The 22,498-nt window shown below is 52.9% G+C and carries 19 protein-coding genes; 8 read left to right on the top strand and 11 right to left on the bottom strand.

Features of this window, described 5'->3' with window-relative positions; all coding sequences use genetic code 11:
- The first annotated feature begins 439 nt into the window (after window positions 1-439).
- The 4 genes from ACXYMU_RS18880 to ACXYMU_RS18865 all read left to right on the top strand — a co-directional run bounded on the left by ACXYMU_RS18880 (window position 440) and on the right by ACXYMU_RS18865 (window position 7,416).
- Window positions 440-2,521, top strand: a complete 2,082-nt coding sequence (locus ACXYMU_RS18880) for a T9SS type A sorting domain-containing protein (RefSeq protein WP_458987977.1) — start codon at window positions 440-442, stop codon at window positions 2,519-2,521.
- Window positions 2,522-2,585: 64 nt separating this feature from the next.
- A complete protein-coding gene (locus ACXYMU_RS18875) occupies window positions 2,586-3,926 on the top strand; it encodes a tetratricopeptide repeat protein (protein WP_458987976.1) in 1,341 nt (446 codons plus the stop codon).
- 27 nt (window positions 3,927-3,953) lie between these two features.
- The gene (locus tag ACXYMU_RS18870; protein ID WP_458987975.1) at window positions 3,954-6,230 is read left to right on the top strand and encodes a TonB-dependent receptor; all 2,277 of its coding nucleotides are present in this window, start codon (window positions 3,954-3,956) and stop codon (window positions 6,228-6,230) included.
- 112 nt (window positions 6,231-6,342) lie between these two features.
- Window positions 6,343-7,416, top strand: a complete 1,074-nt coding sequence (locus tag ACXYMU_RS18865) for an NADH:flavin oxidoreductase/NADH oxidase (protein ID WP_458987974.1) — start codon at window positions 6,343-6,345, stop codon at window positions 7,414-7,416.
- Between the two features lie 111 nt (window positions 7,417-7,527).
- Here ACXYMU_RS18865 and ACXYMU_RS18860 read toward each other — a convergent pair whose 3' ends face one another.
- A complete protein-coding gene (locus ACXYMU_RS18860; RefSeq protein ID WP_458987973.1) occupies window positions 7,528-8,691 on the bottom strand; it encodes a PepSY-associated TM helix domain-containing protein in 1,164 nt (387 codons plus the stop codon).
- Window positions 8,692-8,777: 86 nt separating this feature from the next.
- A complete protein-coding gene (locus ACXYMU_RS18855) occupies window positions 8,778-11,225 on the bottom strand; it encodes a TonB-dependent siderophore receptor (RefSeq protein WP_458987972.1) in 2,448 nt (815 codons plus the stop codon).
- Window positions 11,226-11,334: 109 nt separating this feature from the next.
- Here ACXYMU_RS18855 and ACXYMU_RS18850 point away from each other — a divergent pair, with 109 nt between their 5' ends.
- On the top strand, window positions 11,335-12,324 hold the full coding sequence (locus tag ACXYMU_RS18850; protein ID WP_458987971.1) for a helix-turn-helix transcriptional regulator: 990 nt from the start codon (window positions 11,335-11,337) through the stop codon (window positions 12,322-12,324).
- A gap of 64 nt (window positions 12,325-12,388) precedes the next feature.
- Here ACXYMU_RS18850 and ACXYMU_RS18845 read toward each other — a convergent pair whose 3' ends face one another.
- On the bottom strand, window positions 12,389-12,676 hold the full coding sequence (locus ACXYMU_RS18845; RefSeq protein WP_458987970.1) for a hypothetical protein: 288 nt from the start codon (window positions 12,674-12,676) through the stop codon (window positions 12,389-12,391).
- Between the two features lie 192 nt (window positions 12,677-12,868).
- Between ACXYMU_RS18845 and ACXYMU_RS18840 the strand changes: the two genes are divergently transcribed.
- The 3 genes from ACXYMU_RS18840 to ACXYMU_RS18830 all read left to right on the top strand — a co-directional run bounded on the left by ACXYMU_RS18840 (window position 12,869) and on the right by ACXYMU_RS18830 (window position 14,855).
- A complete protein-coding gene (locus ACXYMU_RS18840; protein WP_458987969.1) occupies window positions 12,869-13,201 on the top strand; it encodes an ArsR/SmtB family transcription factor in 333 nt (110 codons plus the stop codon).
- 47 nt (window positions 13,202-13,248) lie between these two features.
- The gene (locus ACXYMU_RS18835) at window positions 13,249-14,094 is read left to right on the top strand and encodes an arsenite methyltransferase (protein WP_458987968.1); all 846 of its coding nucleotides are present in this window, start codon (window positions 13,249-13,251) and stop codon (window positions 14,092-14,094) included.
- Between the two features lie 131 nt (window positions 14,095-14,225).
- Window positions 14,226-14,855, top strand: a complete 630-nt coding sequence (locus ACXYMU_RS18830) for a low molecular weight phosphatase family protein (RefSeq protein WP_458987967.1) — start codon at window positions 14,226-14,228, stop codon at window positions 14,853-14,855.
- 8 nt (window positions 14,856-14,863) lie between these two features.
- Here ACXYMU_RS18830 and ACXYMU_RS18825 read toward each other — a convergent pair whose 3' ends face one another.
- The 8 genes from ACXYMU_RS18825 to ACXYMU_RS18790 all read right to left on the bottom strand — a co-directional run bounded on the left by ACXYMU_RS18825 (window position 14,864) and on the right by ACXYMU_RS18790 (window position 22,344).
- The gene (locus tag ACXYMU_RS18825; RefSeq protein WP_458987966.1) at window positions 14,864-15,283 is read right to left on the bottom strand and encodes a hypothetical protein; all 420 of its coding nucleotides are present in this window, start codon (window positions 15,281-15,283) and stop codon (window positions 14,864-14,866) included.
- 7 nt (window positions 15,284-15,290) lie between these two features.
- Window positions 15,291-16,151: a TIGR02587 family membrane protein gene (locus ACXYMU_RS18820; RefSeq protein WP_458987965.1), complete on the bottom strand. Its 861-nt coding sequence runs from the start codon at window positions 16,149-16,151 to the stop codon at window positions 15,291-15,293.
- A gap of 229 nt (window positions 16,152-16,380) precedes the next feature.
- Window positions 16,381-16,710 carry a hypothetical protein gene (locus tag ACXYMU_RS18815; RefSeq protein ID WP_458987964.1) on the bottom strand — a complete coding sequence of 110 codons (330 nt, stop codon included), beginning with the start codon at window positions 16,708-16,710 and terminating at the stop codon, window positions 16,381-16,383.
- A 344-nt stretch (window positions 16,711-17,054) separates the two neighbouring features.
- Window positions 17,055-17,786, bottom strand: a complete 732-nt coding sequence (locus ACXYMU_RS18810; protein WP_458987963.1) for an SDR family oxidoreductase — start codon at window positions 17,784-17,786, stop codon at window positions 17,055-17,057.
- Window positions 17,787-18,024: 238 nt separating this feature from the next.
- Entirely contained in the window at window positions 18,025-18,948 is a 924-nt protein-coding gene (locus tag ACXYMU_RS18805; RefSeq protein ID WP_458987962.1) for a hypothetical protein, read from the bottom strand.
- A gap of 11 nt (window positions 18,949-18,959) precedes the next feature.
- Window positions 18,960-19,334, bottom strand: a complete 375-nt coding sequence (locus ACXYMU_RS18800) for a hypothetical protein (protein ID WP_458987961.1) — start codon at window positions 19,332-19,334, stop codon at window positions 18,960-18,962.
- 85 nt (window positions 19,335-19,419) lie between these two features.
- Window positions 19,420-20,964, bottom strand: a complete 1,545-nt coding sequence (locus ACXYMU_RS18795) for a 4Fe-4S binding protein (RefSeq protein WP_458987960.1) — start codon at window positions 20,962-20,964, stop codon at window positions 19,420-19,422.
- Window positions 20,965-20,973: 9 nt separating this feature from the next.
- Entirely contained in the window at window positions 20,974-22,344 is a 1,371-nt protein-coding gene (locus ACXYMU_RS18790) for an NAD(P)/FAD-dependent oxidoreductase (RefSeq protein WP_458987959.1), read from the bottom strand.
- Window positions 22,345-22,498: the final 154 nt, after the last annotated feature.

The raw sequence follows: 22,498 nt of genomic DNA, 5'->3' as shown, positions 1-22,498 counted from the left end.
AGCTCTATCTTATACTGCCAGACTACCGAGTACTGCCAGACTACCGAGGTGCCAGGCACAGCAAGAAAGCGGCCGGAGGCCAAACCATACCCTACCCTTACTAGTGGCGCGCGCGTAACCAGGTGCATGGAACTCCCCTCCCCTTTTCGAGGGGTCTCATAGGCTGCCAAGCCCCATCAAATTGCCTCATTTATTCTTCCTCTATTTCAAGCTAACGACCTCCTGCCCGAATACGCTGTTCAATTAGTACTATAAAAACATGCATTTTAAGTCAGTAAGGAGCTTTTTAAATAATTTGTAAAATTTTGCGATGACATATAAATCTGCTTTAAAGCTGCTGCCGTAAATAAATCACTGCTCTAATCATCTATCCGGCACCAGCCTACCCTTTCCGTCGGTGCTTCATTTTTCTCATTTTTTACTTATTAAAACTTTTTCTATGAAAAACTTTACATCCGTTGGCCAGAAAGCGTGGCTGACCTTAATTGCGATTCTGGTTTTAGGAGGGTTTGCCTCCCAAACCAATTTTCTCGAGTCCTCGAGTCACCGGGAGGCCCCAATCATCGCGAATGACCCACAGGCCGACAATACCGACCTGTACGCATTCCGGAACCCCACAGACCCTAGCCGGTTGGTCATCATTGCCAATTACATCCCGTTCCAGCTTCCTCAGGGCGGACCGAACTATTACTTTTTCGGGGATGATGTAGCCTATGACATTCACATCAAAAACGATCCTAACACCAAGGGAGACGACATTCTATATCGTTTCATGTTCAAGACAGTGAATGAAGACCCCACTACTTTCTTCAACATTCGTTTAGGCAAGCAGAACCTGAAGCAAACCTATACCCTGACCAGAAGTACTGATGGCGGCAAATCGTTTTCAACCGTTATTTCGAACGGTACTGTGCCTCCGTACTATGCCGGCGAAAGATCTATCGACACCCCCGTTGGGCTGAATAGCAGCTATCACCAGGAGTCGTTGATTGACGGGATAGAGCGGGCCTCTACTGGCGAGAAAGTGTTCGTGGGTCCAGTAGACGATCCGTTCTTCATTGACATCGGTGCCTTCTTTGACCTGGGCAACCTAAGACCCGGGGCTGCCATTGATGGATTGCGCTGCCACAACGTACACACCATCTCCCTGAACATTCCGATTTCACGTGTTCAAAAAGACGGAAAGCACCCGGATCAGGCAAAGAACATTCTCGACTCTGACTTCGTGCTCGGTATCTGGGCCTCGGCCAGCCGTCCGAAAATCACTGTCCGCGAGGCAAAAGGCATGATGAAACACGAAGGTCCGATGGTACAAGTGTCGCGCTTGGGTATGCCGCTCACGAACGAAGTTATCATCCCGATTGGCCGTAAGGACGAGTGGAACTCCCTGACCCCTTACAACGAGAGCAAGGACATGGAGAAGTACTTCACCAACCCTGAGATTGCGCTCTACATCGACAATACCGCTTTCGGAGACGCTGTGCCGCAGTTAGGAAAACTTCCGCTACAGACGAACTCCTTGGGTATGTTCGACTTCAGAAACGGCAAGGACGGATTATTCCCGCTGCTCAATAGCCCGGCTGTGAAAGGCACTGCCCTGGACCCTAAGCTATTTGGCAATTACCTGCTCCGCAAAGGTGCTCCCCGCTCTGTCGATATCCTGCCAATTTTCATGACGGGTGTTCCGAACATTGCGCCGTACCAGTTAGCCACTGGCAAGGGAGGAAACCCACTGGCCAAAGGCAAGCCGTTCATCAACAACTTCCTGCCTATTTTCGGCGACATGCTGCGCATCAACGTTTCCACGCCGGTTACGCCGCGCGACTCCCCGGATTTCAGCAGATTAGGACTGGTGCAGGCAGCCGTGCTTGGACTGACTGACCCACGCTTTAACACCAATGCCGATTTCCAGAACATCCCGAACATGGACGGCTTCCCGAACGGAAGACGCTTGGAGGATGACGTGGTGGATATTGAGACGATGGCTGTGAGTGGTGTCGTGCTGGCCGCCATTGGCTTATGGTATGATGACTATACCCCAGGTAGCCCGAACCCTGTAACGCCAGACTTGTTGACCGTGCTTAGCGCCGGAGATGGCATCGAGAAAAACGATGTGCCTTTCCTGGGAGGTTTCCCTTTCCAGGCGCAACCTTGGAGCGCACTTAGCGGCAATGCCTGTGACTGTGGCACTGACGGCACCATGGGTATGCAAAGCATTAACAGCATGAACCTTGGGCTTGCTCCAACAGGCATCGTGCTGGAAGAGGTGAAAACATACCCTAACCCAGCCTCCGACCGCACCACCATTCGCTATAACCTGATCAACGAGACGGCGGTTTCGCTACGGGTGTTTGACACTGCTGGCCGACTGGTGGCTACCCCGCTCCAGAACAAGACCATGAAAGCAGGTGTGCATGAGGTTTCGCTTGACGTGAGTAAGCTGGTGGATGGCATTTACTATGCCACCATGCAAAACCGCGAAGGCAAATCGCAGACGGTGAAAATTGTAGTAGCCAAATAATCTAAGGCGGCAGGCAGGTATCTAGCTGGCCTGCCGCTTTTATTCACCTATCAAACATAAAATTATGAATAGAGGAAACCTTTACACTTTAATATTCTTGCTTCTGGTGGCCACAGGCGTGGGTATCTATTTTTACAGCAGCAACCAGGAAGAGCCTATACCTCCTTTAAAAGACCGGCAAGGACCGATTTCTACCACCAGCGAGTGGCTGAACACCAAAGCGGCCATAAACGAGCTGCAGTTCAAGCTTCGCAAAAACAAAAACGACACCCAAAGTAAACTGCTGCTGGCCCTCGCCTACATGCAGGAGGCCCGCATTACTGGCGAGCACCCCTATTACTACCCGGCTGCCCTGCAGTTAGTGAATGAGGTCTTAGATAGAAAAAATGCCGACCCGGCGATCCGCTTCGAGGCCACGGTGGCCAAAGCAAGCATAGAGCTCTCGCTGCACCAGTTTGAGAACGCACGCGAGACAGGTATGGAAGCGCTGAAAATGAATGCGCAAAGAGCCGCCATCTACGGCGTGCTGTGCGATGCGAACGTGGAGTTAGGAGACTATGATCAGGCAATTGTGATGGCAGATAAAATGGTGGCTATTCGGCCGGACCTGATGTCTTATGCCCGCGTATCGTACCTGCGTGAGATCCATGGCGACCTGGATGGAGCCATACAGGCCATGGAGATGGCTGCCAACGCCGGTATGCCCGGCCTGGAGCAGACTGCCTGGACAAAGTATACCCTGGGCCAGCTCTATGAGAAGACCGGAAACCTGCAGCAAGCTGAGGTGATTTACCAGCAAATACTGAACGAGCGTCCGTCTTATGCTTTCGCTATTGGTGGCCTGGGCAAACTGGAGGCAAAGAAAGGTAATACCCCCAAAGCGATCGAATTGCTGGAGCAGGCTGCGGCTGTGCTTCCTGAGTTTACCTTCCAGGAAGAACTGACGAGCCTTTATAGCGAGGCTGGGCAAAAAAATAAGGCTGCAGATACGCTGAAGGAATTGCTGGCAGGACTGGAAGAGGACCAAGAGGCAGGGCATATCGTTGACTTAGAATTAGCCAGCATCTACTCTGAACTGGGCCATGACTACGATACGGCTTTAAAGTATGCCATGAAAGAGTATAAGCGCCGCCCCAACAACATCGACGTCAACAAAACGCTGGCCGCTATTTATTACAAGCAGCAGAACTATAAGCAGGCATCAGCCCATTTGCAGCGCGCCATGCGCACTCAACGGAAAGACGCCGCTACCCTTTGCCTGGATGGCCTGCTCGCCTACAAGACCGGTGACAAAGCCGCTGCGCAAACCTTGCTGCAGCAGTCTTTCTCACTCGATCCGTTCCAGAGTGGGAGCTTGAGCGCAGAAGGTAAAAAACTGCTTCGCGGCTCCCTTTCAAGTCTGTAATATTCAAGTCACTTTCATTCCTTGCATGTGAAACTGCTACGCCTGTTCTTTTGCCATTTTGTTCTGGCCTGTACCGCTGCGGGCGCTTTCGCGCACAGCGGTACGATAAAAGGGAACGTCCTGAGTCGGGAGAACCAGACTTTCCTGGAAGGGGCATCCGTTTTGGTCCGGAATGAGCCGCACTGTGGCACCACAACGGGTAAAATGGGGGCTTATCAGCTAAGCAACCTGCAGGACGGCACCTACGAGGTGATGGTATCCTTTTTAGGCTACCAACCGGCAGTGCAGGTGGTGGAAGTAACGAACGGTAACACGACAGAGCTGAACTTTAGCTTAGCGCGCCAACTCGTTAACCTGTCGGAAGTGACTGTATCTGGTGCGCAGGTAAACACACTACAGGCTATCAGCGCCCTGGATTTAAGTCTGAGGCCTATACAGTCGTCGCAGGATATGCTGCGCAGTGTACCCGGTTTGTTTATTGCCCAGCATGCCGGAGGAGGTAAAGCCGAACAGATTTTCCTGCGGGGATTCGACAGCGACCATGGGACGGATGTGCGCCTGACAGTAGATGGCATGCCGGTCAACATGGTGTCGCATGCCCATGGCCAGGGCTACTCTGACCTGCACTTTCTCATACCGGAAACAATCAAATCGGTAGCCTATGGCAAAGGACCCTATGAGGCGTCGGAGGGAAACTTCGCCACGGCAGGTTATGCCAGATTCGCAACCTACACTGCTTTGCCCCAGAGTACCATTAAGCTGGAGGGCGGTAGGTTTGGCACAGTCCGCGCACTCGGCATGTTTGACCTGCTGGGAAAAGATGCGCAGCAAAGGCAGCAATACGCTTACCTGGCCACCGAATACATGTTTACCGATGGCTATTTTGATGCCCCGCAGCATTTCAACCGCCTTAACCTGATGGGCCGTTACCATGGCCGCGTCGGCGAGGGTAAGATGCTGTCGCTGTCCCTGTCTACCTTTCGCAGCCGCTGGGATGCTTCGGGCCAGATACCGGCCCGCGCCGTGGAAGACGGCCGCATCAGCCGGTTTGGGGCCATAGACAATACAGAAGGCGGCTATACCTCCCGCCACAACGCCAACCTGGCGCTAACTTCCGCGCTGCCGAATGGGGCGACGCTCGAAAACCAGGTATACTTGGTTAACTACAACTTCGATCTTTTCTCCAATTTCAGCTTTTTCATGCAGGACAGTGTGAACGGTGACCAGATCAGGCAGCGAGAGAACCGCACGGTTTACGGTACGCAAAGCACTTATAGCCAGACCGGCACATGGCTGGGCAAGCTACTGCAAAGCGAGGCGGGTATAAGCATTCGGTACGATGTGGTGAGCGGTTCGGAACTGTCGCGCACCAAAGCCCGCAACATCACGCTTTCGGAGGTACGGAAAGGCGATATAGGAGAAGTTAACACCGCTGCCTATATCCGTGAGGAACTGGAGCTCTCTTCCCGCTGGCGCCTGCAGGCAGCCCTGCGCTACGACCATTTCCGGTTTACTTACCAAGACCGCTTACTGGCCGACTCTACCTACAGGTTACAGGCCACGCAACAGCAGCAGATCAGCCCAAAACTGCAGCTGTTCTATACCTATTCCAACGATTTACAGTTTTATGCGAGCGCCGGGAAGGGATTCCACTCTAACGACGCGCGCGTATCCGTGACGACCAAAAGGAAGGATGTGTTGCCTGCTGCTTACGGGGCTGAAATTGGCTTCTCCTACAAACCGTTTCCGGCTATGGTGCTGAATGGGGCTATCTGGTTACTCGACCTCGATCAGGAATTGGTGTATGTAGGCGATGAGGGCATTGTGGAGCCGAACGGTAAATCGCGCCGCCACGGGTTTGACCTCACAGCCCGGTACCAGTTGCATGAATCCTACTTTGCGGATGTAGACGTGAATGTCGCCCGCCCCCGGTTCAGAAAACTGGCCGAAGGGCAAAACCATATTCCACTGGCCCCAACTGTAACGAGCACCGGCGGGGTTACCAAACGCAGTGAGGCCGGATGGTTTGGCAGTCTGCGTTACCGCTACCTCCAAAACCGACCTGCCAACGAGGATTACAGCCTTACCGCCAATGGCTACCTGCTTCTCGACGCAGTGGCAGGCTATGCCATGGGTAGTATGGAGCTGAAACTGACAGCCGAAAACCTGCTGAATGAGGCATGGGAAGAAGCACAGTTCGAAACCACCTCGCGCCTGCGGCCTGAGCCAACACCAGTTACTGAAATGCACTTTACGCCGGGCACGCCACTTTTCTTAAAAGCCAGCGCAGCGTTCCGCTTTTAAAGGCAACGCTGTTGCTTCCGCGCTGGCCAAGTCCATACCTCCCTGTCGCGGCGCACCCAAACATTATCACCTGAAGTTTGTACTAATAGCTATAGAACAGACAAAGCATACTATGTCAGGATTATTCAGCCCTTTGGCTATCAAGGAAGTCACGCTTAAAAACAGAATTGTAGTGTCGCCCATGTGCCAGTATTCCAGCGAGGACGGCTTTACCAACGATTGGCACCTGGTGCATCTGGGTAGCCGGGCGGTAGGCGGTGCCGGGTTGGTGCTGCTGGAGGCAACCGCCGTGTCGCCGGAGGGAAGGATCTCGCCGGGGGATGTCGGACTCTGGAAAGATGAGCACATTGCAGGCTTGCGGCACATTAACACTTTCCTCGAAGCCAATGGCGCCGTAGCAGGCGTGCAACTAGCCCACGCTGGTCGTAAAGCAAGCCACCAGCCGCCCTGGATCGGAAGCAGTGCCATACTCCCATCAGAGCCCGAGGGCTGGCAGACGGTGGCACCCAGTGCGCTGCCATTCACCCCAGAGAAACCGGTGCCAACGGCTTTAGACGCAGCTGGTATCCAGCAAGTGAAGGCTGATTTCCGGAAGGCCGCTGAGCGTGCTTTGGAAGCTGGCTTTAAGGTGATAGAGATCCATGCGGCGCACGGCTACCTGTTGCACCAGTTCTATTCGCCCCTGAGCAACCACCGCACCGACAACTACGGTGGCAATTTCGACAACCGTATCAGGCTGCTACTGGAGGTAGTGGAAACCGTGCAGGAGGTATGGCCGTCAGGCCTGCCTTTGTTTGTGCGCATCTCCGCCACCGACTGGACAGAGGGCGGCTGGACCGCAGAAGACTCTGTCCGGCTCAGCAAGAAACTACTGGATGCAGGCGTGGACCTGATCGACTGCTCGACAGGGGGCAACGTGCCAAATGCCAAGATACCGGTAGGACCGCTATACCAGGCGCAGTTTGCCGAGCAGGTGAAACGTGAGACCGGCATTTTGACTGGGGCCGTGGGAATGATCACGACAGCCGCTGAAGCTAATAGCCTGATTAACGAGGGCAAAGCGGACCTTGTGCTGCTGGCCCGTGAGTTGTTGCGCGACCCGTACTTCCCGCTGCATGCGGCCCATGAACTCGGAGTGGATGTGCCGTGGCCGAAACAGTATGAACGGGCGAAACCACGGCTATAAATATCACTGGCAGGTTCTGAGTCAGGAGCAAACAGGCAGGTGCTAAAATAAAACGGCGGCGGCAGCACATTTTTGCTGCCGCCGCTGTTAGTGACGTATGGCAAGGCTGTTTTATGCAGCTGTTGCCAACCTTCTCTTCGGCTTTTTCTTAAGCTTGTTCAGCCAGATCAGGGTGCCGCTTACAGGCAGACTCGTGGCAATAAGGCAGGCAATGAAATAAAGGATCTTGGAGAAAGTGCCGTATACCTCCCCCAGGTGCAAGGGCTTGATCAGCGCAACAATCTGCGCTTTGAGCGGCTTCTCCGCAAATAGCTCTATTTTCAACACCTCGCCGGTATGCGGGTCCAACTGCACTTTGTCGGGACCGGCAAAAGCAAAAAAGCCCGCAGCGGTTTTACTGGCGGCCACTGCCGTGGTATCGTCCTGCGGCAACGCAATCCGGATATTCCCTTCACTGGAAAGCACCGTCTGCACGCGGCCAAGCATCGCTTCCAATGTTAAGGGCACTTTGCCGGACGCGGCAACCGGAATGGTCAGAGGCTTCTCGCGCCGTCCTTTAAAAACCTCTTCCCCCATCAGCTTGCCCAGCCCCTCGCGGTACCAGTCAAAGGACCAGCAAAGTCCCGTGAGGCTCATCACCAGCAGCAACAGGCAGGCATAAAAGCCAAGCGTGTTGTGCAGGTCATGATTAATGCGCTTCCATTTGGCATTGGTTTTAATCTTAAGGCCCTGTTTCCAGTTCTTCCTTTTTACCGGGAACCACAACACCAGACCAGACAGCGTGAGGCAAAGAAAAATGATGGTGGAAACACCCACAATCATTTTACCAACGCCCCCTTCCAGCAGCAACCACCGGTGAAGCCCCATCATCGTCTGAAAGAATCCGAAAGCGGGTCCTTCTGGCGTGCCCAGCACCTTGCCGGTATAAGGATTCACCAGATAAGTGCTGGGGCGACCACCTTCCTGCCCGCCCCGCCCGGCTTTCTGGGTGGTTACGCTCACACGGTAAGCCCGTTCGCGATCGTGGGGAATGTCAAGGGCTACCACGTTGCCCTGCAATTGCTGCTCTAATTGCCGTACCAGTACATCCGGGGGTATGGCTTGTGCGGCTGCCTGTACCCGATATTTGCCCGGTTCCAACATTTCCTCTAATTCGGTACGGAAGGTATAGAGTGTCCCGCTCAGGCAGACCACAAACAGCACCAGGCCACTGGCGAGCCCCAGCCAAAGGTGTATGTCGTTGAGCAGCTTCCTGAAAGTGTATGTATTTTTCATCGGTTATCGTTTCTTCTAAATCCTGGTTTTGATCTGCTGTCCTGGCGCAGGCAAACGTTCTATAAGCTCTTGTGAGACAAAGAGTATCAAAAACGGTAGGTGACCATTCCTGAGAAATTTCGGGGCTGGATTCGGTCAATGTAATTGGAGCGGTAGGCATCATACCCTACCGCATCCAACAAATTGTTGCAGAGCAGCCGCAGGCTCACATGCTGCCGGAATTCATACCCCATCTGCACATTCACAATGGTATAAGCCTTGTTGTACCAGGGCGCGGTATCCGGTTCGATGGCATGGTACTGTACCCCCTTCTGCGTCCAGTCGTTGTAGGGCCGCTGCCCCAAGTAATAGGCGCCAAGCCCCAGGCTAAGCCCACGGGCAAAACCAGTGGCTACGCTATAGTTTGCCCAGGCATTGAACGTATGCTTTGGCGTGTTATTCGGGGCGGATCCTGGCACAAAGGTCGTGTGCTCTCTGTATTGCGCATCCATATAGGAATATCCTGTTACAAGTTCCAGGTTGGGCAGAACGCGGCCCGTCAGTTCCACTTCCACACCCTTGCGCTCGTCGTTTCCGCCTTTGGTATAGTAGCCTGCTGCCACAACGGCACCGGTTTCATCCTGCCGGAACACTTCCATGTTCATGTCTTTGTTATTGATCTTGAAAAGCGTCAGGTTAAAGCGCAGGCGGTCGTTGAGCCACTCTGACTTAATGCCGGCCTCCAACTGGTCGATGCGCTCGGCACCCAGCGGGTTCCCGTTTTCATCGGCCACTGCGGCCGAGCGTGGGTTGGAGCTGTTGGTGTAAGAGCCGAACACATTGATATTGTCCCGCACCGTGAACATCACCCCCGCCAGCGGATTCCAGAAGTCTGCCGTCTCACTCGCCTCGCCCCCCGAACTTGTTTTAACGGTGCTGTAGCGTAGGCCGCCGTACACCTTTACCCAGTCCCTCAGCTGTATCACATCCTGAAAGGTGGCGCCAAACCGGTGGTCGTAGGACTGCGTTTCCCGGACCAGCGCAAAGGCCGGCAACCCCTCCGGCAAGGTATTCGCAACGGTACCAGGGTCTAACACATTAACCTGATCGATGGCGATGCTGTTGTAGCTGGGCTGGTACAGGTCGATGTAGCGATAGTCCACCCCGACCTGGAAGGTATGCAGGAGGCTACTCGTTTTCACTTTCTCACCCACCAGGTCGAACTGCACCACCGAGCTCTGGTCTCGGCGGTTGGAGTTATGCGAAATGGAGCGGTTATACCAGTTAACCTGGTCCAGGTTAATACCCTCTGCTGCGTTCTGCTTCATAGCCGACAAATTGCTCTTTATGGCATCTGCGTCATAATCGGAGTGGAAGGCAGCCGCACGCAGGTAAAGGCTGTTTGACAGGATATGCTTGAAGCGCGCTGCAAAAGTGCTGTGCTTCACATCCGTCAGGTCGGTATCAAACCCTAGAAAGCGACTGGACGGCAAATCATAGATCTCATTCTTTGCATTGCCTACCGATAAATTCACCGTGCCCACGTCGATGGATTGCGCTTCATCCAGGTAGTCCATCTCCAGGGTGAGGGTGCTCCTGGCGTTTGGGCGCCACTCCACGGATGGGTTGATGTAAAACGACTCATTCTGCATGTGGTCCCGGAACTTGCCCCCGTTTTCGTAGGCGCCGTTTACACGCACTGCCAGCGTCTTCGATTCGTTCAGCACGCGCTGCACATCAAAGGTGGGCCGCACCAGGCCCCAACTTCCGGCGCGCAGCGACAAAGTACCTGTGTTATCGAATTTCGGCGTTTTGGTCACAATGTTTACAATGCCGCCAGGTCCGCCCAGGTCTGTGGCGGCACCCATGGTAATGGCACTGGCACCTTTCAGCACCTGAATGCTCTCGACACCCTGCATGTCCGTAGAAAAGCCCCCGCCACGGAAATCCGTCATCACACGCACCCCGTTTTTGAGGGTAGGTATACCCCGGAAGCCGCGCGACGAAATGCTTTCACGCACCCCACCAAAGGTAGCATAGGTATAAACCCCAGGCACATTTCGCACTCCTTCGATCACGGAGAGGGCACCCTGTTGCCCCAGCAAACGCTCCGAGATGACCGAGATGCTTTGAATCTGTTCGCTTGGTTTTAAAGGCAGCCGGGTGATGGCGTCCAGCTTTTCCGGCTGCCGGTCGCGTTCGCCGAATACTTCCACCTCCGCTACCCGTGTATGCCTCGGTAGCAGCGTCAGGTTGAGTTCCTGCGTGCCGCCGTGCCGCAACTGTGTTTGGCTGGCCGTTGACGCATAGCCCAGTGCCAACGCACGCACTACATAAACCCCTTCTGCCACCCGCACAAATCTATACCGCCCATCCTCGTCGGTGATGGTGCTGTGGGTGGTTGCCAACAACACATGCTCGAGTATTACGTTTGCCGCGTGCAGAGGCTGCCCATCCTGCTGCATAATGCGGCCCTGTATGATTCCCGCCCGATGCTGCGCCCGCAGCGGAAGCACCCAAGTCAGGAGAAATATTAGGGCTATCAGATTTTTCATGCTATATTTATTTAGACTAATTATAAATAACTACTTTTGGCAAAGATAGCCCTGCCAGCCTAGCGCTCGGTAACGGAAAAAGGAGAAAGAGTATCGAAAAAGGAATTTTATGAGAATCACCTCAAAAGTGAATATGGCCACTGACTGGATCTGTAAGGAGGAAGTAACAGAGCAGTACGATAACTGCACGCCCCTGCAGGAAAAGGAAGTGCTGCTAACCGGAGAGGGCATCCATACCCTGCGCAGCTACCAGATCAAAACCGCTGGCCTGTTGCTGATAGATACCCAAATGGAATTCAGCCAACCGGTATGCGACAGCTTTGAGGTGGAGGGCGAGAGCATCATCCTGGGCTTTTACCTCGAGGGCAACGCCACCGCCGCTATTACCGGGTTGTTGCCCCAGGATACCTCCCCTCCTAACATTCAGTACATTTGTTATACCCCTTCCTTTCAGGCGACATTCCGGATGCCGCCGCATACCCGCCACCGCTATTTCCTGGTTATCCTTTCCAAGGCATTTTATTTCAGGCTGCTGCACCAGCATAACGAGTTGCACCATGCCTTTGCCAGCCAGGTGATGCAAGGCAGCCATACCTACCTCAGCCAGGTGCCACTGGAAATTACAGCCGAAATGAAGCTCGTGATGGAGCAGCTCAGGCAGTGCCAGCGAAGCGCCTCTCTAAAGCGGTTGTTCCTAGAGGCGAAGGTGACGGAATTGCTGATGCTGCAGTTGGAGCAATGGCAGAGAACCCGGCAGCAACCATCTACCACCCGGTTGCACACCGGCGATGCCCAACGATTCGCTATGGCCAAAGCCATTTTAGAGGACACCTACACCAATCCGCCCACCATACAAGAGCTAGCCCGCCAGGTTTGCCTGAACGAGCACAAGCTGAAGCAGGGATTCAAAGCCTGTTATACCCATACCGTACATGGCTACGTCGTTTGGCTCCGGATGGAAAAAGCCAGGCAGCTGCTCAAACGACCCGAGCTGACCATTGCCCAGGTAGCCTATCAGGTAGGATATAAACAGGCGGCGCATTTCACAGCGGCCTTCAAAAGGCATGTCGGTTTTTTGCCTAGCCAGGTACGGGGATAAAAGAAAAGGGAAAGCCGCGAAGCCCTCCCTTTAATTATACTACGATAAGATGCGTGAATGCGCGTTAGTATTCTCTCACTTTTGCCTGCTGCTCCATGGCCTTTAACTCGTGCTCGGCAGCCTTTAGCCTGTTTTTGGCGGCTTTCTCGCGTTGCTCCGCTTCCTTTGTGAATCCCTCTGCATCTTTTACTTCCCGTTCCAAAGCCTCTATCTCACGCTGCTGCGCCGCAATGGTGGGGTCGCTGGAGTAGTTTGTGCCACCGCCAAGCAATGAACAACTCATCATCATGGGCAGCAGGAAAATAGCCGCTCCAGCCAAACTCTTGTTATATATATAGACTAATTTCTTCATATGTTCAGTTTTATTGTTGACACTCTATATAGTACGCAATTATCCTTAAGGGGTTCAGTAGCTTGAAAATCAACAATTTATATCTCCATAAATAGTAATAAACTTACTGACGCTGAAGTAATTATAACGAAATATTAAACCAATTTTTATTTCATGCGTTTTAATCGTAATATTGCGATTATAAAAACATATATGGGTACCAGCAAAACAGAAACCTTTACTGACAAAGACCTGCACGTCGCTAAATATGCCAAAGCCCTGGCCCATCCGGCACGTGTCGCGATCCTGCGCATCTTACTGGAGCGCCAGTCGTGCATTTGCGGCGACATTGTGGAAGAGCTGCCCTTGTCGCAGTCTACGGTGTCGCAGCACCTGAAGGAGTTAAAAGAAGCCGGGCTGATCCAGGGCGACATTGACGGAAAGAAAGTATGCTATTGCATTGCGCCTGCCGCCTGGAGCGATGCGCAACAAACGCTGCGCCTACTTTTCGAAAAGTACACTCCCTGCAACACGAACCGCTGTTAGAAAATTTGCCTAAACTGATCGTAAAAAAACGATAAATAAAGAAAACCATGCAAAACGCTGAAGAACTTAAGAGAATTGTCAAAGAAAAATACGGTGAAATTGCCGCCCAAAGCAAGGCGCAGAACGAAACCTCGTGCTGTGGAGCTACCGGCTGCAGCACCGTAGACTATGCCATTTTTGCTGATAACTATACCCAACTAGACGGCTACAACCCCGATGCCGACCTGGGACTGGGCTGCGGGGTGCCCACAGAGTTTGCGCAATTGAAAACCGGAGATGTGGTGATAGACCTGGGCTCTGGCGCAGGAAACGACTGCTTTGTAGCCCGCGCTATTGTAGGCGAAACCGGTAAAGTAATTGGAGTGGACATGACAGAGGCCATGATCTCGAAAGCCCGCGATAACGCGGATAAGCTGAACTTCCATAACGTGGAGTTCCGGCAGGGAGAGATCGAGGATCTGCCTATAGCCGCTAACCGTGCCGATGTGGTGATCAGCAACTGCGTCCTCAACCTGGTGCCAGACAAGCGTAAAGCCTTCGCCGAAACGTACCGCGTGCTAAAGCCGGGCGGCCATTTCAGCATTTCGGATGTGGTGCTGGTCGGTGACTTACCTGATAACCTGGTAAAAGCCAGCGAGATGTATGCAGGCTGCGTGTCTGGCGCGATTCAGAAAAACACCTATCTTCAGATTATACAGGAGACAGGGTTCGAGAACGTGACTGTGCAGAAAGAAAAAGTAATACAGGTGCCGGACGAGATCCTGACAGACTACCTTAGCGAAGAGGAGATAACAGCCTTCCGGGAGAGCCGGACGGGTATTTTCAGTGTGACGGTTTACGGCGACAAGCCTGCCGCAGCTGCCTATTGCACACCAGGCTCCGGTTGCTGCTAACAAAATGCTTCCTACTTATCTCCTGCCTTGAAGAGTGCTTCAGGCAGGGGATAAAATTTGCTATTGCCTCTGCTGTCAGTAATGCACAGCTGCTACGCACGGCTTAACTTGCATCCTTATTCTCTGCATTCATGGATTTATACCCTCAGTTACACGAAACGGCACAGGTGCTTACCCAGCAATTTGAGCTGATACCTGCCTCAAGAAAGCAGCTTTTGCAGCAGTTGGCCCATTATGTAAAGCAGAAGCTTGAATTGGGGCAGCTGGTGCAGCTGAATTTTATATGCACGCATAATTCCCGGCGCAGCCATATGGCCCAGTTGTGGGCCCAGGCCGCCGCTGCTTATTATCAAGTGCCCCGAGTTGCGTGTTTTTCGGGCGGAACGGAAGCCACCGCCTTTAACCCAGGCGCCAGGAAGGCACTGCAGCAACTGGGCTTTCGCATCACTCAGCATACCCCGGCACCAAACCCGGTGTACCATGTTGCCTTTGGCCCGGAAAGCCCTGTGGTGAAGGCCTGGTCAAAGGAAATCACAGACGCTGCTAACCCTCAGGATGCTTTTGGTGCCGTCATGACTTGCTCCGACGCAGACCAGAATTGCCCCTACCTCCCCCACGCCGAGATCCGGCTTCCACTTACGTTTGAAGACCCCAAGGCCTTTGACGGCACAGCGCAGGAAGAAGCGAAGTACCTGGAGCGGGCGCAGCAAATTGGAAGAGAATTGCTGTATGCGTTTAGCTTCGTGAAGTTAGTTGTGTGATGATGCCATTACGGCTTTTGATAACTGATCACTTTGCCAGTGACAGCTTTCCCATGCACAGGTTTGCTTGAGAAGTTGACCCATCCCTCCCGCCTCGACTCCTGCGGCACATACGGCATCTCGAGCGTGGCTTTTTCAGTTTCGTGGTTTGCCTGCTCTAAGGTCAGCTCTACCTGCACCGACTCAGCAGTCTCGCCACCGGTGTTCTGCACCACCACATGGTAGCGGTTAGGCTGCGCCTCGGTTGGGTCGGGCCAGTGCTCTACAAACAGCTCGGGAGAGCTTGGCTTATAGTTCAGTGTCTGGTAAATCAGATAAACAAAAATTGCCAGTATGGTCAGCAGGCTTATTCCGAAAACAGCCCACTCCAGCGGGTTTTTCTGGTCTTTGACGGGTTTGCTGTTCGAGTCCTTTGCTTGTTCTTTCATCTATGTATCACTTTATAAGCAGGCGCCCTGCCGAGGCACCCAATGTAGCGATCACGCCCAGCGTGATGCACTCCGCAAACACGTTCCAGAAGCTCATGCTGTCGAAACGCCCGAAAAACCAGAGCATAAACGCTGAGGCTGCCAGCGCTATCAGGTAAGAAAGGCATGTATCGAACACAGTGCTGTACACAATGTTCCCGTTTACCTCCGAAGGTGTCCCTTTAAAATCGCTAAAGGAAACGACCATGGTACTCAGCACCAGCGAAACAAGGGCCATGAAGAGAACATGGATAGGTTCGGCCTCCACGGCAATCACCAGAACCTCCTCGGTGGGGGCTACGTTGCCGCCAACAAGTATGGCACCGCACAGGGCAAGCACTGCTGTGGCCATTTTGCTGTGGGCCCGCATTTTCGAGAGCCTTCTTTTCGCCGCTTTGTCCTCTTCTGTAGTGTCCTGCTTTACGCCCAGCTGCGCCGTCCCTACCGACACCCCTATCGACACGGCCATCCCCTCCACGATGATCTTGCTCATGGCCTCTTCCACGGACATACCGACCAACGTGACCCGGTTGAGCATCCATAACACGCCAAACGACAGCGCCAGCCCAATGCCCATCTCCTCCACCGAGTCTACAAATACGCTTCGCCAGGACATGTCGGGCCGCATTCCGGCGTACCTGTTGTAGCCAAGCAGCAACAGGTAGGTCACGATCATCAGCAGGAGTAACTGCATGGGCGTGGCAATAAAACCTGCCCACCATACCTCCATGGTATACAGCAACGGGAAACTAAACAATAGTCCTCCCGCGATTCCGCGGGCATACTCTTTCAGGGATTGGGAGAGCGGCCTGCTCAGGCTGTTTTTCATAGTATGGTTATCACACCGGATCGGCACATGGCTTCAGGTCAATAGACAAAGGCCCCAAACCTGCAGAAATTGCTGTTGCAACGGCTTTCTGGAAAAACGGAACACTTGTTTTTTAGGTTTTATAATTGTGCTTTTTAAGCCGGAGGGATAAAAAAATGAGCCTGCAACTCCTTGCAAGCTCATCTCCAAAACTTATACCTAACAGCTCACCTAAAGCCGACATTCTCATTTACTCCTCCCGGTCTGAGGATGGTGTTTGGTAGCGTCGGCTGGGTGCTCCATAGTTGAAATGCATGAAATCGCTGTATTCGTTGGAGGTTTCCTCAGGTTCAGGTACAGAGTCTGCTGCTTTTGCCAATGTCGCAACGGGGGTATAACCTCCAAGTTTTTTAGTTGCGCTCTTTTCTTGTACCGCCGCACCCGCCGCTTTGACAATGACTGCTTTCCGCAAGGGGTAGTCACGGATGGGTGGCAGCGGTTCTAAAGGTTCAGACTCACTCGCTTCAATATGGCTGTAATTTTGGTAAACTTGAACGACTCCTCTTTTCCATAAAATCATACTACAGGAAATAGGTGGTTGGATGCTCTTTTCACAACTGACTCACGTTACACAAATGCTACACGCTATGCTGAACAAACAGATGATGGCAAAACAGAAAAGCACCTCCCTCAGCACCCGATAAAGGTCAGCTAGCTTTTCTGTTTTGTCCATAACCCAGAACCAACTGTAAGCGCTAGTTCTACTCAGCTACAAGTTTGCTGCTTAGTAATATGTACGAGTACCGAGCAAGTGTGGCAAGAAACCAAGAGCAGAATGGGTATTTCTACGAAAAAATACGGAAAAGACGCAGCTTATATACAAGTATACAAGGCGTGTACGGAAGTGGCAGAAGCTTACTTGGATTAATTTTGGTTAAGCAGGCTTAGGCCGCCGTCCATGGTAAAAGTAGTGCCGGTGCAGTAATCGGCTGCTTCGGAAGCCATGAAAAGCGCTAACTTGGCAACCTCTTGTGGTTTTGCGAACCGCTTCAGGGGTATGTCCTGCTCCTGTAGTTGCTGCGAACCGGTTTGCTCCCCGGATGGCTGCACAAGACCTATGGCCAGATTATTGACATTGATTTTTTGTGCTGCTACCTCTAAGGCCAACCTCCGGCTGAAACTTTTAACTGCCTCACCCCCACTTTCCGGGAGACCATCAGTTGTGTGCAAAGCTATGCGGGGATGCGCTGGAATAATCTGAATCAGTTTGCCCTTACCGCCTGCCCTTCTGCGGTGATCGATAAAGTAACTGGTGCTGTAGGTATAGGCATCCGGGAGCGGAGGCGCAGGGCTCTCTGCCGTGGCTGTGTCCAGGCCCGCGTTATTCACCAGGGCGTATATATCCCCGAAGATCTGTACCACACTTTCAAACATCGACTCCACCTGGCGCTCATCCATCATGTTGGCCTGCACGACCAGGGCTTTCTGCCCCTGCCGCTGCACCTGGTGAAAAGTCTGCTGGGCACCGTCTTCGTCATACAGATAATTGATCACCACATCGGCCCCCTGGCGGGCAAACTCAATGGCTACCGCTTGTCCTATACCTGCATCGGCATTTGTTACAATGGCAGTTTTGCCTGAAAGTGTCTTTTCCATGGGTGAAAACGCGGTGACGTATTTTAGATGTATTGCCGCCGCCTTGCAAGTCTCGAAACGTCCGTATACGGGATGGGGTAGGCAATCTGTCGCTCAATTTAGACATACAAAAGCCCACCTATCAAGCATAAGCGGGCATATTGCTTTTTTATGTACAGATATAACCACAAAAGGTTACATGAATTTTTATATATTAATACAGCTAATTAAATACGCCTCCTAAAGGTGTCAGACCGCATTAAGGCTTTAATTTGAGGTCTTGGCGAAGAGGCGAAAACTTATTGCTGTTCTTGGTCCAGTAGTCCTGTAAAAGCACGGCTTTGCGGGTTGCGCGACTTGTCTCCTGTTCCCCATTTTCCAGCTTCCGCACTTCCTCCCAACCTGCTATCTCATAAGGGAACTTGTCTGTATAGAAGATGCGCAACGCACGCGGATAATCTAGGTACGTAACCGTGCACACCATCAGTTGGCTGGCGCCGAAGCCGGCGAGGGCCTGTTTGGCTGGAGCAATGGTGATTGTTGCCTGCTGTGCTGCCAGCGGGATATGGGTAAAGCGCTGGTCTGTTAAACCAGGAATGAGCGCTACTTTACCGACAGGCACTTCGTTGGGGTTTAAACGGATCAGGTTCCAGAGATCGTCCTCGGCGCGTGCCTGCAGCTGCAATTGTTGATCACCCTCCTCCTCGAAATATGAAAAAAGCTGCCCGGTGTAGGCTCCGGCTTTCCTGTTGAGTTGGGTAAAGGTATGGCCGCACCACTCCTGCACACTACTGGTGAGCTTCACGGCAGGCTCCTGCTCATACACTGGCGTAAACACCGATACCATGGTAGAGTATGGGTAGATGCCTGTCTTGAAGTTGCGTGTCATGTTCAGCTTCAGCACTTTCTGGGCTTCGGCTTTGTTCTGGTCTGGCCTGTCGAGCTTTACCTGCTTCACCCTCGAAAAATCCTCTGTCACGAAGATCAGCACGGCCTCGCCCTCGCGCGGTTCTCCATAACGGTACTGTGTCAGGTCATAACTGTTCAACTCTGCCTTACCTTGGTACCAGTACTTACTGAAGGCACTTTTGTCCAGGATCCGTTCTGATGCCCCCTGCCCGCTGTCAGCGGTGTTGCAGGCCATCACGGAAAATAGTAGCAGGAGATAAGCAAAGATCGTCATGAGGCTGTGGTTTATGAATGAGCGTTATACTTAATGAGCGCCTGGTTAAGGGCCTGTTTTAGTTCTTCGAGACTTTGAAGCCTGTTCAGCTGACTGGCCTGCAGCAGTACCTCCACCTGGTTTTCGGTTGTTTGCAGGGCTACCAATGGAAACTCCAGGGGTTTACCATCCCGAAACTTCCATTTGTCGCGGTAGATAAACTCTGCTGGGAATGGCAGGCTTTTCAGGTAAGTTGCCCACGCATCTTTCATCGCAAAGGTGCCATAGGTTAAGACACACAGGTTGCAGTCATACGTTTTTGGTGCGATGGCTTTATGCGCGAAATCAGTGAGCTTGTTGAAAAGCCCGGTCTTCGCATTGTATACAAACTGCAGGGTTGGCATCATGATCAACAAGTATAATGAGCAATCTCCTTTAAGTTAACGCAAAATTCACGGTGCATCGCTGCAACCCCTCTATATACCCCTCTTGCTATTGCCAAACCGTTGCGGAGTCGTTGCCGGTAAGAATCGGGATATCGGTGATGCGGTTTTGAGTCGGTCCGTTCTCTAGCTTTAACACACCCCGTGGGCACACGGTGGCACAGACCCCGCAGCCAACGCAGGAGGCACGCACGATGTCCTGGCCCCGCTGCGCATACCAGCGCACGTCAATGCCCATCTCGCAGTATGTGGAGCAGTTGCCGCAGGAGATGCACTGCCCGCCGTTAGCCGTGATCCGAAACCTGGACTTGAACCGCTGCACAATACCCAGGTAAGCTGCCAGCGGGCACCCATACCGGCACCATACCCTGTTCCCCATCAAAGGGTAAAAGCCAACCCCTACCACACCCGCAAATGCTGCCCCAATCAGGAAGCCATACCATTGCTGCACCACGCCGGTGGCATTGCCAAGCATCTCATACCCCGAAAAGTAATTGGCAATGGTCAGGCCGGTCATCACCACAGCAAAAACCAATACACTATGCACCATAATGCGCTCCACGTTCCAGGCCTTTAACGACTTATCGGAGAGGTGGCGGAACGGGTCGCCGGCGGTTTCGGCTAAGCCCCCGCAGCCGCATACCCAGCTGCAGTACCAGCGCTTGCCGTAGAAGTACGTCATCAGCGGCACGCCCAGCACAATCAGCAGGATTCCCCAGACCAGCATAAACATGCCTACGGCCCCGCTGCTCAGCATATTCTCGATGCGGTACTCGAAGAAGAAGTTATAATCCAGTGGCCAGATGTTCTTGAGGTCCTGCCAGGGCTTGTTGAGCAACACCAGGATCTCAGGGATGAGGAAGGCAAAGGAGAGCTGAAAAAACATGACCGAGGCGGTGCGCAGGGTCTGGTACTTATTGCCCCGGTGCTTCCGGAACATCCGCACGCCCATCACTAATATCGCCAAGGTATAGATCAGGCCATACATAAACCACGGGCTCGCGGGGTTACCCGACAAGGCCATGCTGAGCGGATCGGCCAGCAGCACAATGTTTGTGAGGTAAGCCGGAAACCAGTAAAGCAGCACATAAATCCCGATAAGGAAGCCGCCCAGCAAAATGCCCACCCATCCCCGCGACTTGAGCGACGAGAACATGATGCCGTTGTGCTTGACACCTTCCGGCTCATGGCGGAACAGCGGCAACACATATAATAGTGCGCCTAAAGCTCCGACAAAAACGGTGCACAGCAGCAATAGCAGCTTATTCTCGGCAACAAACCCGATGCTGGATGCCTTGGTAACGGCAAAAGCGTAATCGTCCCAGATAACAGTGTCATATTTCTTGTCCTGCTTCAGGGCATCGTTGTATTTCCCGAACAGCGCATTGAAATCACCGACGAAGGCAAAGGTAGAGGTATAGGTTTTGCCCAACATCGGGGCTAATTCCTGTTTCAGCACTGGGTAGTGCTCTTCTTTAACCGCCTCCTTTAGACTGGCCTCAGTTAGCCTGAACTGGCCCAGCAGCACCAGCGATGAGAAAAAAACGATTGCCGCCAATAGTAACGCCAACCCGGCTTTCTGTATAAACTTCATGGCACTGAGTTAAGATCCTAAAAATGAGAACAAGCCTTTTTTCTTTATCAACTGCAGGGACGCTCCAAATTTTTGGTTGTAAGCCGCCAGAATGTGCCGGTGGTGCCGTGCAGAGAATTCCGGGTTGAAGTCCGCTTCGTTAAAACGCCCCAGCACCTCCTCAATTGTCCAGCCCTCCCGGATAGCCTGGTCGAAGAAAACATGCCGGAGACGCATCCCAAAGGCATTAACGCCTGTGACGGTTTTTGTATTTGCGTCAAACATAGCTCTGAAGCAAATCTTCCCGTTCGGGTGCTCCCAGTAAAGCGTGTCCATGTTTTTGCCCCAGGTGCTCGGTACCAGCCCATAGGTCTGGTATTCAATGTCCATGAACTTAGCGGAGTTAAACCAGGCGCCGGGGTGGTAAGGCACAGGTTTCTCCGTGAGGCTACAGGCAAGCGTTTCGCCCTGCATGCGGCCGGTATACCAGGTCTGCTCAAGACTACGCCGGTGCGGCAAGGGGTTGCGCAGCTCGGCACAGTCGCCTATAGCGAACACATTCGGGATGTTGGTGGCAAAGTACTCGTCTACCAGTATCCCTCTATTTGTTTCCAGGGCTGTGTCTTTTACCAGCGCAATGTTAGGGCTCACGCCCACGCCTAAGCCCACAAACTGGCACGGTATCGTGTCGCCGGCTGTTGTCTTTACCGCCTTCACCTGACCGGTGCCGTCATCCAGCACCTCTTTCAGTTCTTGTATCAGCCGCAGGTCGATGCCGTGCTCCAGCAAGAGCCGGTTTATCAGTTGAGCTTCCTCCACGGGCAACACACTGCCCCAGAAGTTTTCCTCCCGCACCAAGAAAGTAACCGGTATATGCCGGCTGTGCAGCATCTCGGCCATTTCAATCCCAATCAGGCCACCACCCACAATCACGGCACGCTGGCAATCTTTCGTGCTTTCCTCCATCAGCTCCAGGTCTTGCAGCGAGTACAAGCCCTGCACTCCCCTGAGTTCCTGCCCTGGCCAGTTAAACTTGTTGGACACCGAACCGGTCGCGATGATCAGGATGTCGAAGGAGAGCGCAGCCTGCTGCTGCAACTGCAGGGTTTTGGCCTCAAAGTCGATGGCTGTGACCCAATCATGCACCAGGTTCAGGCGGTTTTTCTCCCAGAACCAGTTTTCGTAGGGCTTGGTATGGCCGTAAGTCATGTGCCCCATGTAGATATACATCAGGGCAGTGCGGGAATAAAAGTGCTCAGATTCGCCTGAAATCAGGGTGATGTGGGCGGAAGCATCACGCTTGCGCAGGTGGCGTGCGCAGGTAACTCCGGCAACACCGTTGCCGATGATGACGATGCGCCGTTCTGGCTTGCGCTCACAAAATGCTGCTTTATCTTTCACATTGTTTAGGTTGATGGTAATGCTTATTTGCTTTCCGGCAGCCTCGGGCTTCCACTACTCTCTCCTGATCTTTTAAATCTGATGCCGCTACCGATACAAAGCAACTTCGCTATATTACAGCAACAATACAAAAGTACCCCCCTTTTGTTTAATA

The sequence above is a fragment of the Pontibacter sp. CAU 1760 genome (genome assembly GCF_054482735.1).
Note: the sequence above shows the minus strand (reverse complement) of the source record. Positions and strands in the feature narration are given on the sequence as shown.